Annotated in this window: 11 protein-coding genes; 9 read left to right on the plus strand and 2 right to left on the minus strand. The window is 40.5% G+C overall.

From position 1 onward, the window contains the following. The first annotated feature begins 158 nt into the window (after positions 1-158). Genes AC27JR_RS01040 through AC27JR_RS01065 form a run of 6 tightly spaced genes read left to right on the plus strand, consistent with a single transcriptional unit; the run spans position 159 to position 8,258 of the window. A complete protein-coding gene (locus tag AC27JR_RS01040; RefSeq protein WP_487172479.1) occupies positions 159-1,697 on the plus strand; it encodes a pyridoxal phosphate-dependent decarboxylase family protein in 1,539 nt (512 codons plus the stop codon). After that, on the plus strand, positions 1,697-3,016 hold the full coding sequence (locus AC27JR_RS01045) for a lysine N(6)-hydroxylase/L-ornithine N(5)-oxygenase family protein (protein ID WP_487172480.1): 1,320 nt from the start codon (positions 1,697-1,699) through the stop codon (positions 3,014-3,016). Before AC27JR_RS01040 ends, AC27JR_RS01045 begins: the two co-directional genes overlap by 1 nt. Further along, complete coding sequence (locus AC27JR_RS01050; protein ID WP_487172481.1) at positions 3,013-4,191, plus strand: MFS transporter; 1,179 nt, start codon at positions 3,013-3,015, stop codon at positions 4,189-4,191. The genes AC27JR_RS01045 and AC27JR_RS01050 overlap by 4 nt, the downstream gene beginning before the upstream one ends. Before the next feature lie 24 nt (positions 4,192-4,215). After that, complete coding sequence (locus AC27JR_RS01055) at positions 4,216-6,564, plus strand: GNAT family N-acetyltransferase (RefSeq protein WP_487172482.1); 2,349 nt, start codon at positions 4,216-4,218, stop codon at positions 6,562-6,564. After that, positions 6,557-7,195, plus strand: a complete 639-nt coding sequence (locus AC27JR_RS01060) for a hypothetical protein (protein ID WP_487172483.1) — start codon at positions 6,557-6,559, stop codon at positions 7,193-7,195. Before AC27JR_RS01055 ends, AC27JR_RS01060 begins: the two co-directional genes overlap by 8 nt. Then, a complete protein-coding gene (locus AC27JR_RS01065; protein WP_487172485.1) occupies positions 7,179-8,258 on the plus strand; it encodes a heparan-alpha-glucosaminide N-acetyltransferase domain-containing protein in 1,080 nt (359 codons plus the stop codon). Before AC27JR_RS01060 ends, AC27JR_RS01065 begins: the two co-directional genes overlap by 17 nt. Before the next feature lie 37 nt (positions 8,259-8,295). Here the strand turns inward: AC27JR_RS01065 and AC27JR_RS01070 are convergent, their stop codons facing one another. Then, complete coding sequence (locus AC27JR_RS01070; protein WP_487172486.1) at positions 8,296-9,162, minus strand: LysR family transcriptional regulator; 867 nt, start codon at positions 9,160-9,162, stop codon at positions 8,296-8,298. Positions 9,163-9,266: 104 nt separating this feature from the next. On the opposite strand from AC27JR_RS01070, the gene AC27JR_RS01075 reads away from it, so the two are divergent. After that, the gene (locus tag AC27JR_RS01075; RefSeq protein WP_008130525.1) at positions 9,267-9,767 is read left to right on the plus strand and encodes a lactoylglutathione lyase family protein; all 501 of its coding nucleotides are present in this window, start codon (positions 9,267-9,269) and stop codon (positions 9,765-9,767) included. 200 nt (positions 9,768-9,967) lie between these two features. Here the strand turns inward: AC27JR_RS01075 and AC27JR_RS01080 are convergent, their stop codons facing one another. Further along, entirely contained in the window at positions 9,968-10,576 is a 609-nt protein-coding gene (locus AC27JR_RS01080; RefSeq protein ID WP_487172487.1) for a hypothetical protein, read from the minus strand. A gap of 285 nt (positions 10,577-10,861) precedes the next feature. On the opposite strand from AC27JR_RS01080, the gene AC27JR_RS01085 reads away from it, so the two are divergent. Then, the gene (locus AC27JR_RS01085; protein WP_008110797.1) at positions 10,862-11,488 is read left to right on the plus strand and encodes a fused MFS/spermidine synthase; all 627 of its coding nucleotides are present in this window, start codon (positions 10,862-10,864) and stop codon (positions 11,486-11,488) included. Between the two features lie 19 nt (positions 11,489-11,507). Then, positions 11,508-12,371, plus strand: a complete 864-nt coding sequence (locus AC27JR_RS01090; RefSeq protein ID WP_487172709.1) for a spermidine synthase — start codon at positions 11,508-11,510, stop codon at positions 12,369-12,371. The last annotated feature ends 9 nt before the right edge of the window (positions 12,372-12,380 follow it).

Here is a 12,380-nt window from a genome sequence, read left to right on the forward strand (position 1 = left end):
TTAATAATGTAGTTTATCGATTTTTGTTAAAAATATACGACAAGCTTATTAGCTCTAATTTAAAAAAAGTTGCTATCTAATCTTTTTTTATTATTGTAAATGGAAATCATTATCATTAAGATCCTTGCACCTAAAAAGTGTACTCAAGGAATGTTGATGTGTCTCAATCTCAAGTGTTAAATATTAATACCATTGAAAAACAGGCTGTATTTGAACAAAGCAGCTTGCCCCCACAATTCAATCTAGAGCAGTTCATTAATTATCAAATAGCGTCATTGCAAGGGCTGTCGGCAGTACAGCAAGCGATGGCTAAAGCCCAAAAGCCATTTTCAGGTGTGTCGGTAAATACGTTAGCAAAAGTAGTAAACGATGTTGATTTATCACAGCCATTGGCTGACTTTCCGGCGGTGCTTGAAGAGCTAAAAGGCGTGTATTTAGATCATGCTGTGTATTTTCATCATCCTCGCTACATGGCCCATTTAAACTGCCCTGTAACCTACCCTGCTGTTGTGGCCGAACATATTATTGCTGCTATTAATACCTCGGTAGATACGTGGGATCAAAGTGCAGGCGCGACGTTAATTGAGCAAAAGCTGATTGATTGGACATGCCAAAAAGCGGCATTGCCAAGCACTGCCGATGGGGTATTTACTAGTGGCGGCACGCAATCAAACTTAATGGCAATGTTGGTTGCTCGTGAAGTAGCAGTAAGCCGCTATGCTCCAGAACATCAGGTAAAACTTCAGGGCTTACCAGCTGTTGCCTCGCGTTTTAAAATTTACTGCTCTGAGGTGGCGCACTTTAGTATTCAAAAAGCAGCGGCGTTACTGGGCTTAGGTTACAACGCCGTGGTGCCGGTGGCTACAAACAGCGAAATGCAAATGGATATGGAGGCACTTAAAACCGCCATAGCAACAAGCAAAGCGCAAGGTGATTTACCCATTGCAGTTGTTATTACCGCAGGCACAACCGATTTTGGCTCTATCGATCCAATCCATAATATTGCCATGCTGGCTAAAGAAGAGCAGCTATGGTGCCACGTAGATGGCGCTTATGGTGGCGGTTTGTTGGTAAGCGAGCACCACCGCAATGCGCTTAATGGCATTGAGTTGGTTGATTCAATAACGATTGATTATCACAAATCATTTATGCAACCGGTTAGTTGTAGTGCCTTTTTATTAAGCGATAAACGCCATTTTAGCCACATTACTTTATATGCCGATTATTTAAACCCATTAGCAGAGGCGGGAAATGGCACGCCTAATTTGGTTGATAAAAGCCTACAAACCACTCGCCGTTTTGATGCCTTAAAGTTATGGCTAACACTGCGCACCACTGGAGAAGCGCCGCTGGGTCGCGCGTTCGATAAAGTTATTGGTCTTGCGCGCCAAACGCATATTGTACTTAACGACCATCCCGACTTTGAAGTAGTAAATTACCCCGAGCTTAGTGCCTTAGTATTTAGATTTGCTCCTGATGATTTAAAACATGACCTTGATTTACTCGACTCTTTAAACCTGCATGTACGACAAACGTTTTTACAAACCGGTGAAGCCATGGTTGCCCGTACAAAAATAAATGGTCGTCATTATCTTAAATTTACATTGCTTAATGCGCAGTGCCAATTATCTGATGTACGCGCTGTTATTGAGCAAATTAGCCACATTGCATGGCAAACTTATAGGGAAATTGCATAATGGATAACCAACTTTACGATTTTATAGCTATTGGCCTTGGCCCATTTAACTTATCTTTAGCGTGTTTAAGTGAACCGCTCGAAGATGTAAAAAGCCTGTTTTTGGAGCAGCGCAGTGAGTTTGATTGGCACCCTGGAATGATGCTGGAGGGCGTTACATTACAAACTCCGTTTATGTCGGATTTAGTAACCATGGCAGATCCAACCAGCCAATATAGCTTTTTAAATTATGCCAAATTGAATAATCGGTTATACCCGTTTTATATTCGCGAAAGCTTTTTTTTATTGCGCCGTGAATACAACTTATATTGCCAATGGGTTTGCTCGCAGCTTTCAAATGTTAACTTTGAACAAACAGTCACTCAAGTTGAATTTTGCGCGCAAAGTGAGTGTTATACCGTTAGCTGTAACACCCCTAATGGCATGCAACATTATGTGACTCGCCATATTGTTTTGGGCACAGGGCCTGCACCGTATATTCCTGATTGCGCTGTGCAAAGTAACTCAAATAACGTAATGCACAGTAGCGATTTTTGTCATCGGCTTGATGAATTAAAAGCGGCTAAACGAGTTACCGTGGTAGGGGCTGGGCAAAGTGCAGCAGAAATTTACCACACCTTATTGCAGCAAGCAGTACCGCAAGGTTTGCAGTTAGATTGGATAGCACGCTCACCGCGCTATTTCCCGCTTGAGTATACTAAGCTCACCCTTGAAATGACCTCTCCTGAGTATGTTGATTACTTTTATAATTTAAAAACTGAGCAGCGAGATTGGCTCAATCAAAACCAAAAAAATCTATTTAAGGGCATTAACGGCGATTTAATTAACGACATTTTCGACACCCTCTACGCGCAAAGCCTTGATGGGCCAATTTCTACTACATTTAAAACTAACAGCAGGCTAACAGGCACTCAAAAAGTATGTAAGCGTTTACTGACTGAGTTTTATCATCAGGAGCTTGAGCAGCCCTTTTCAATAGAAACTGACTTTTTAATTTGCGCCACGGGCTTTAAATATCAGCGCCCTGCTTTTTTAAATAATATTGCCCACCAATTACCCCAAGATGAGCAAGGTCGTTATTTAGTAAGCCGTGAATATGCGGTAGATAGCGAACAAAAACGTATTTTTGTACAAAATGCCGAGCAGCATACTCATGGTTTTGTAACTCCAGATTTAGGTATGGCTTGCTACCGTAATAGTATTATTTTACGTGAAATTTTAGGTTATGCGCCTTATCAGGTTGAGCAAAAAATTGCCTTTCAAAACTTTGATTTAAGCGATGTCACCCTATCAACACAACAGCAGAGTAGCGCCGCATGAGTCTTCGTTTAGCGCTAATTTTGCTGACGGTTATTTCGGTGGTATGCGATACCTTGTTGCTACCGTTTTATCCGCAATTTTTTGCTAGTGAATTTGCTATTAGTAACGCCACGTTAATCGGCCTCTTTGTGGCTAACTGTTGTATTACTGTAATGCTGGCTTTGCCACTATGGGCTAAGGTCGCTAAAAAATACAATGAGTTGGCTTTGTGGTTAGTAACCCAAGTAGTAGCCGCTGGTTTTGGCCTGCTTTGCTACTTTGCGACCAATGTATGGGAATTTTGGATTTACTACCAACTAATGTTGGTGCTAAAGGCAAGCTACCTACTTATATACCCATTTGCACTGCGATTAGAGCAACAAACTAAGCATTTATCTATTATTGGTTTGTTTTCTGTATTGATGCATTTTGGTGCGATTGGTGGTGCTTTAATTGGTGGTTATTTCTTTAGTTTAGCAGAGCCACGCTATGCGTTATTACTCAGTAGTGCCGGTGACCTAGTTCAGGTTTTATTATGCGGCTACTTAATGTATTCATTAAAAACAGGTATTTATCAGCAAGCAATAGCGACTGAAAAACCGCGAGAGCGTATTCCCTATTTTATTTGGCAATTTTGCTTTTTAAGTGTGGTGGTTTATTTTAGCGCGTTTTTAATTCGCCCCTTCTTTACTACTCATTGGCAAGCATTAAACGCACAAAGCAGCACCTTGCAAAGTGCTGTCGTATACGCCATTCCTGCCTTTGCCGCGCTTGTTATGCTGGTTTTTAACCATTTCAGGCAGCATTTACCACTGCCAACATTAAGCCGCACGAGCACTTTGTTATGTGCACTTATTTTAGGGGCGCTTGGGCTTTATTTACAAGCGCAGGAGTCGGTTGGGTTAGTAATTTTATCACGTGTTTTATATGGTTTTGCGCTATTTCAAGTGATGGTACTGCTAGAGGTAATGCTATTTGCTAAAAGTGAGCCTGCACATTACGGCAGCGACTTTGCCAAAGTGCACATTGCTCAAAACATCGGGGTTATTTTAGCGTCGTTACTAGTGGGTATGAGCGTAGAGCATCTTTCAACAACGGTTGTGTTTTACTTTGCTGCCATTGGCTTTGCAAGCCTTGCCTTTATTTTGCTTTGGCGGGTTAAGGCTGTTGCTCGAACTGCGCGTTCAGCGTCTTAGTTTTTAAGATTTATTGGAGTTTTTATGTATTTTTCATCTTTTGTAACCACCCTACAGCATACCGGTAAAGTGACGATGCGGTTATTACAACAAACAGATATGCCAACTGTTTGCGATTGGCTTAAGCAACCGTATGCGCACTTTTGGGGTATGCAGCAGCAAACCGAGCAACAAATAACTAAAGCGTATCAAGATATTATTGATACGCCTCATCATCAGGCATACGTGATCGAGCAAAATAATAACCTATTGGCTTTAGTTGAGCTTTATAGCCCAGAGCACGAAAGCTTAATGAAAGCGGCGTACGAAGTTGAACCTAATGATTTAGGTATGCATATTTTATTAGCGCCTAACAGGGCACCTAAGCGCCATTTTAGTTTTGAAATGATGCAGTGCGTGCTGCAAAGTATTTTTGCTCAAAACAGTGCCGCCCGTGTTGTGGTTGAGCCCGACATTGCTAATAGTAAAATTCATACTTTAAATAAACGTTTGGGATTTGTTCACACCCAGCAAATTCAACTAGGCGAAAAAGCCGCTTATTTAGGCTTTTGTAATAAAGCAGCCTTTGATAGGCACAGCCAAATATTTACTGATTCGTTAGCACCTTTGCAAACTGATTACGTGATACAGCCACATTGGCAATGGGCAAATCGGCATTTACAAGCTAAAGCCCTGACTGAGCTAGTGCACGAGCGTTTATTGGCTGCAGAGACAACAAAGCAAGGCTTTAAAGTAAACGTTGAAGGCGGTTACTTTATTTTTAATGGCCGTGCTATGGCACTGAATCATATAGATATAGATGAGCCAAGCTTATGCTTTTACAACCTTAACGAAGAGCTGCAACCGCTAGATGTGTTGCACTTTTTTAGTATGCAGGGGCCTGCGCTAGGTTTAACGGGTAAGCGCCTTGCCACCTACCTTGAAGAGCTAAATGCTACTTTAGCCAGTGCGTGCTTTAAACGTGAAAATAACACCTTAACAGCGGCGCAGTTAGCTAATTTAGGGCTGCAAAAGATAGAAGCCGCAATGAGTGAAGGGCATCCTGCCTTTGTTGCTAATAATGGCCGCATTGGTTTTAGTAAAGCTGACTTTTTACGCTATGCGCCAGAAGTAGGCAAACCGTTTAAAGTACTGTGGTTAGCAGCGCATAAAGCGGTATGCGACTTTGCCCATAGTGAATACTTTGCCGATTACCCAAGCCATATAAGTGATGAGCTAGATTTAACCACCCGAGATACGTTCAACAAAGCGCTAAAAGCTCAAAACCTAAACCCCGATGATTACTTACTCATTCCTGCTCACCCTTGGCAGTACCAACACAAATTGAGTGTAGTATTTGCAAATGAGTTGGCAAATCAGCGATTAGTGTATTTAGGCGAAGGTGACGACTTATATCAAGCGCAACAGTCAATTCGGACCTTATATAATTGCTCGCACCCGCATAAGCCGTATTTAAAAGTGGCGTTGTCGATTTTAAATATGGGATTTATGCGTGGCCTATCGCGTGCTTACATGGCGGTGACTCCTGCCATTAACGATTGGGTATTTGCTAAGGTTAGCCAAGATCAACAACTCGCAGGCGCTAATTTTACAGCGCTTAGAGAATACGCCACCTTAGGTTATGCCCATCATACGTTTGAGCAAAGCGCGCTAGGTGATACACCCTATCGTAAAATGTTTGCCTGCTTATGGCGAGAAAACCCAAACCATAATTTAAATAGCGATGAACAGCTGACCACTATGGCAGCATTATTACACTTAGATAACAATGGCCAAAGTTTAGTGGGCGAATGGATAGCACAAAGTGGTTTGAGCACGCAGCAGTGGTTACATGCGTACTTTAATGCTTATTTAATTCCGCTAGTACATTGTTTTTACGCGCATAAATTAGTGTTTATGCCTCACGGCGAAAACCTCATTTTAAAGCTTAAAAACTCGGTGCCTGTGGGCGCATATATGAAAGACATAGGTGAAGAGGTTGCCTTACTTAATAGCACTGAAGTATTGCCTGCAGGGGTTGAACGTATTCATGTTTCTATGCCTAAAGAGCTTGAGCTGTTAAGTATATTTACCGATGTATTTGACTGCTTCTTTAGATACTTAGTAGCAATTTTAGTGCGAGAAGAGCGTATTACAGAGCATGACTTTTGGCAGTGTGTTACCCAAAGTGTTAAAGCGTATCAACATGCTAACCCTGCTTTAAATGAGCGATTTAAAGAGTATGACTTTTTTAGTGATGAGTTTGCACACTCTTGTTTAAACCGCTTACAGTTAGGTAATAATGAGCAAATGGTTGATTTAACCGATCCGACGGGTAGTTTGCAGTTTGCTGGTAACTTAAACAACCCCGTATCGGCAAAGCTGTATGGCTAAACCGATTACCCTTGCGCAGTTTTTATATTGCCAACAACCCGTGCAACGAACTTTTAAACCGAGCTTATTATTAGTGCGCGCTTTAACAGTTCGTTGTAAGGCGCAGTACCCTACTGCGCCTAAGCAATTTATTAGTCGGCATTTGTATTTACAGCTTTGCTGGCAAGCTGTTTACGCTTATTGCTATTGGCTTGCTTGCAAGCAAAGTACGGCTGATCCCATTAACATGCCGTTAGCGGTAAATGGCGCTTATTGTCGTGGGTTTAACCTGAATAATGGCGTGTTAGTAAGTAAAACTGAGCAAACCAAAGCGTTTACTCATTTTATAAGCCAAGTTGGTGAATGGGTAAATACCGACTATGCACTTGGTAAAAAAGAACAAGCTCGGTTATTACTCGATTCATTATGTAGCGCCATTGAGCGAGCTCATAGCTTAGCCCTTGCTACTACTTTACATATCAACAATTGCCATCGTCAGCTGCACACCCTTATTTGTGAACACTTTAATCTTGATACGCCATTTACTGAAAACCCCCAGCGTTTAACATGTTGCCGCTATTATTTAGCCGGTTACAGCAAATGCCAAACCTGCCCTAAAAAGGACATTAAAACCAATGAACCAACGTCTTAAAACGATTGATCTTGCGCGTGGTGCGAGCGTTTTTATTATGATTATTGTGCATACCTTATGGATGTATGCTTCCACGATGCTTCAAAGTGAAAGCGCTTTTGGTACGGTTGTGCATATACTTGGCAAAGGCACCGCCTCGTTTTTAGTGGCAATGGGGCTATCTATGGCGCTTTCGCGTAGGCAAACCCCCTTACTGTTAATTAAGCGAGGTTTACAGCTTTTACTGCTTGCTTATTTAATGAATGCGGCCAAGTTTTGGCTACCTATTGAAGTATTTAATACCATGCCCGAGGCGTTTATAAATGCTTATGGCTGGCAAAGCCCGCTCAGTGCTGGGCAGTTACAATTTATGGTGTTAACAGGTGATATTTTACAACTGGCTGGAGTTAGCTTATTGCTGTTTGGGGCACTTAATATTGCCCGTTGGAAAACAACATGGATTGCGGTTTTAGCCATTGCAATTGCAGTTTTAAGCCAGTTTGTAAGGGGGCAGCAATTTACGCTTTCTCCTTATATTAGTGATTTGTTTTTCGCTAATAACTATCAGGTGTATTTTCCGGTTTTTCCTTGGATAATTGCGATATTAACGGGATACGTACTTGGTCGTTTATACCTTAGTAACCAACAAAATGCCGATTACTTATATAAAGTATGTGCACAACTAGGTGCTGCTTTACTTGTTATTGGCGGCATATGGTTAGCCATTGATTTTAAAGGTCAGTTTGGCAACTTTTTCCATTTAAATGGCGGCGGTATTAGCTATTTAATTGGCTTAAATTTATGTGCCCTAGCGGCTATACAGTATATTTTTGCTGATAAATATAATGGCCCTATTACACGTGCCCTTTTATATGCCAGTAAACATGTAACCGCGCTCTATGTTATTCAATGGGTACTTATTTGCTGGTTTATGGGGGCGCTTGGTTATCATACCCTCAGCCTTTGGCCGACACTTTGTATGATGGTACTGATGACTTTACTTACTTTTGCTGTGCACAAGGTTTATTTAAAAAGCAAACAGAGCCTCACAGACATTACGCAAAAAGCTAAACGTACAGCTTAAGCTGTAAAGGGGCTTTACGGGCGCTGATTTAGGTGCCCTAGCCTGCTTTTATCGCATCAATAACGCAATGCATACGCTTTGCTAACGGCCTATTTCGGTGATGGCACACATAAATATTTTCGCTAATTGGTTTGGTTAAATGATGCGTTTTAATAAGCGCAGGTTTATTAAAAGCACTTACTGCGTGTGCGGGTAAAACCGTAAAACCCAGCCCTAAACTTACCGGCTCCAGTATTAAACTTATTTGGTTAGAAAACCCCGTTTGCTTAATTTGATCAACATGTTCAAATTCACTGTAGTTTTCGCTAAGTAAAAGCTGCGCATGATGTTTTGCATCGGGGTGGCCAATAAAGCCAAGCTCACATAAAACCTCCCACGTTGGGTTTTCTATATGTGCGGGCGTTACTAATAATAGGGATTCTTTACCAATTTTGTGGCTGGTAACTTCACTAAGGGTAGGCGCTTGAGTTAAAAAGCCAATATCGGCACTATGATTGGCCACCGCTTGTTCAACATTGGTATTTGGAGCAAAGCGGTAATCTATAATTAGCTTCTTGTGCTCTACTTGCAGTGCTAATAGTTGATTGTAAAACTTTAGCCCGCAACTGCCTGGCGACTGTATTTTTACTAAACCGCTGTAAGGTGAATCATCTTTTAATTGCTGCTCTAAAAACTGCCATTCTTTTAATAATAAGCTGCCTTGCTGATACAAGTTTTGCCCATGTACGGTAAGCGTAAATTGTTTACCGTGGCGCTCAAGCAAGGCGCAATCTAGTTGCTGCTCTAACTTTTTTATATGTTGGCTTACGCCTGACTGGGTCATATAAAGGCGCTCGGCGGTTTGGGTAAAGTGATTTACCTCAACTAAAGTACAAAACGTGTTTAACCATGTCGGGTTTATCATTACAAAATATACTCAAAATGATGATTAATGATAATTTTACTTAATGTTGGTCAGTTCGTAAACTCACTCCATCAACTAAACATAGTTAAGTAGGAGTATTTATTATGAGTCATACATATCCACGTAGTTTTTCGCACATTGGTATTTCAGTTCCCGATGTTGAAAAAGCCGTAGAGTTTTACACTAAGGTGATGGGCTGGTACACCATAATGGAGCCTACCGTGATCACTGAAGACAACAGCCCAATTGGCGAAATGTGTACCGATGTATTTGGTCCAAATTGGGAAAAATTCAAAATAGCGCATCTTTCAACAGGCGACCGAATTGGTGTAGAAATTTTTGAATTTAAAGACCAAGAAAACCCTAAAGACAACTTTGAATACTGGAAAACCGGTATCTTCCACTTCTGTGTACAAGACCCAGATGTAGAAGGCTTAGCGGATCGTATTGTTGCTGCAGGTGGTAAAAAACGTATGCCAGAGCCACGCTACTATTACCCTGGTGAAAAGCCGTACCGCATGATCTACATGGAAGACCCGTTTGGTAACATCCTTGAGATTTACAGCCACAGCTACGAGCTTATATACAGCGCTGGTGCTTATTAAAAGCACTAGCTGAAAGCATTTAGCTACAAACAAAGGCCGCAGTATTTATTACTGCGGCTTTTTGTGTTTAAAAAGAATACATGATCTAAATGAGTTAGTGCTAATGACTCGGCTTTAAGTCGAAATTTTTATTAGCATTAAGGGCAATTATGGAGACTTGATTGAAAGCTATAACCTAAGCTAATTATAAAAAGGAGATATTAGCTGGAGCAGGTTACATGACTCATATCGAAAGTATGCGTTAAACCATCAGGATTTTTATCAATTACTATCAGGTCATTCTTTTCAATGTAAAACGTGTATTCGCGCATCCAATTTAGTTTAGCAATTTGCTTTAGCTCATAACGGCCAAATGCTAGCGGGCAATTTAAATACGCATAATGGTAGGCTTTACCCATCGCGCCAGGGTCTGCGGTGTAAATATAAATAGTACGATCAGTAAACGTGCTTTGTTTGTGAATATAATCAGGGGTTGATAATGAAGAACCATTGAATAAAATCCCTAAACACAAAAAAGGAATTTGTATTACACCGACTAATGTAAGAATGATAAAGAACAACCACTGGGCTATTTTATTTTTAATTATGCTTTTAATTTTTTCAGGTTTGGTGAAAAGCAGTATTAAACCCGTAATTACCAACACCAATTTTATATAAAGTAGATGATGGCTTAATGTATCCATAAGCCGTGGAGAGTGCCAATTTAATCCCCAAAGCGCTCCACCATGCATGCTCTCCAAAAAGGGTAACAATAAACATGCTGAAATAAGAAAAATAACTACCGAGCTATTGTTGCCGCTTGTATCCATTGATTCTTGTCCTTTCAATCCAACTGGATTAGCTGTATTTGTAGTGTGATATTTATAACATGTTTTAAAATGCAGCGTACCTAAAATATCATAATGCAGACAGCTATTTATACGATTAAAGAAACTGTAAAGGGGGTTAACAGCAGCGGCATTAATTATTTTTATAGTTTAAAACAACCGATTATTTCACGCCTTTTAATTATTAACACCTAAATTAGACATACGCTAGCCTGTTCGCTTACATCACGTTAAGATGGATGAAAATAACACAATAAGAACAATATAATGTTAACAAAAACAAATGCATTAATTTACTTTTTAGCCTTTAGCAGTGGCTTTAGTATTATGGGAATAGAGCTGTTAGGTGGGCGAATTTTAGCACCTTACTTTGGCAGTAGCGTGCATATTTGGGGCAGTATTATTACTGTGTTTATGCTTAGCTTATCATTTGGATATTTACTGGGAGGTAAGCTGTCTATTCGTCATCCTTCGCTAACTAAATATGGGTTAATTTTTTTAGTCGCCAGTATTATGGTGGTGCCAATTGCATTGTTTGCTGAGCCAATTATGGCATTTATTTTTTCGCATATTGAAGACAGCCGCTACGGCTCGTTACTCGCCTCAACCGCGTTATTTTTTATACCCACCATTATTTTAGGCATGATCTCGCCCTACTCGGTACGTTTGCTGGTTACCAATAGTGAGCGCAGCGGCCAAGTGGCTGGCGGGCTTTATTTTGTCAGTACCTTAGGCAGTGCACTGGGCACCATTATTACCTCTTTTTATATGGTACTGGCGTTTGATGTTAACGCCATTATTTTAGGTTTTGCTGGGGTGTTGGGCACACTTGGCTTGATTGCTATTACTTTTGATAAACTTAGAGTACGAGAGGCCGTTTATGCTCAAGCTTAAATTATTGTTTATTTGTATTATGGCGCTGCTATTTTCAGCTTACAGTATGAGTAATGTTGTCCATAAAGAGCGTTCTTTATATCGAAATTTATTAGTTGAAGAAACCGGTGACTTACGCTGTTTAAAGTTTGATGAAAAAACCCGACAAAGCAGTCAAAGCTGTATGTATATCAGCGACCCTAAAAAACTGGTATTTAATTATACTAAGTTGGCTTTTTCTAGTTTGTTACTGATTGATAACCCTAAAAATGTGCTCATTATTGGTTTGGGGGGCGGTACGCTTTCTAATATGATTCATGAGCTATATCCAAAGGCACACATTGAAAATGTTGAAATAGATCCCGCAGTAATTAAAGTGGCGCGCGATTATTTTAACTTTATAGAAACCGATAAGGTAACTGCTAAAGTGCAAGATGGGCGTATTTTTATTAAACGTGCGGCGCTTAAAAAGCAGAAATTTGATTGGATTATTTTAGATGCATTTAATGGCGATTACATTCCTGAGCACTTACTCACTAAAGAGTTTTTTGAAGAAATAAAAAGCGTATTAGCCGAAGGCGGAATTGTTGCTGCTAACACGTTTTCATCAAGCAAACTCTATGAACATGAGTCGGCGACTTATCATGCGGTATTTGGCGATTTTATTAATGTAACAGCCAATAATAATAGTAATCGTATTATTTTAGCCGGTTATAGCAATATCCCTACAGAGCAACAAATAGCACAGCGGGTTAAGCAACTAGCTCCATTACTTGCCCCTTATGATGTGGATATAGAGGCAATTAGCCAGCGTATGTTTTTCACTAAAGATGGTAAGGACTGGCCAAGTGATACTAAGGTGCTGACTGATCAATACTCTCCAGCTAATTTACTTAACTTTTAGCGGCTGATA

Source organism: Pseudoalteromonas sp. NH0006-26 (assembly GCF_057552415.1).

Coding starts and splice junctions, on each gene's coding strand:
- AC27JR_RS01045 (WP_487172480.1), top strand. CDS start 1,697: ATGGATAACCAACTTTACGATTTTATAGCTATTGGCCTTGGCCCATTT.
- AC27JR_RS01050 (WP_487172481.1), top strand. CDS start 3,013: ATGAGTCTTCGTTTAGCGCTAATTTTGCTGACGGTTATTTCGGTGGTA.
- AC27JR_RS01055 (WP_487172482.1), top strand. CDS start 4,216: ATGTATTTTTCATCTTTTGTAACCACCCTACAGCATACCGGTAAAGTG.
- AC27JR_RS01060 (WP_487172483.1), top strand. CDS start 6,557: ATGGCTAAACCGATTACCCTTGCGCAGTTTTTATATTGCCAACAACCC.
- AC27JR_RS01065 (WP_487172485.1), top strand. CDS start 7,179: ATGAACCAACGTCTTAAAACGATTGATCTTGCGCGTGGTGCGAGCGTT.
- AC27JR_RS01070 (WP_487172486.1), bottom strand. CDS start 9,162: ATGATAAACCCGACATGGTTAAACACGTTTTGTACTTTAGTTGAGGTA.
- AC27JR_RS01075 (WP_008130525.1), top strand. CDS start 9,267: ATGAGTCATACATATCCACGTAGTTTTTCGCACATTGGTATTTCAGTT.
- AC27JR_RS01080 (WP_487172487.1), bottom strand. CDS start 10,576: ATGGATACAAGCGGCAACAATAGCTCGGTAGTTATTTTTCTTATTTCA.
- AC27JR_RS01085 (WP_008110797.1), top strand. CDS start 10,862: ATGTTAACAAAAACAAATGCATTAATTTACTTTTTAGCCTTTAGCAGT.
- AC27JR_RS01090 (WP_487172709.1), top strand. CDS start 11,508: ATGGCGCTGCTATTTTCAGCTTACAGTATGAGTAATGTTGTCCATAAA.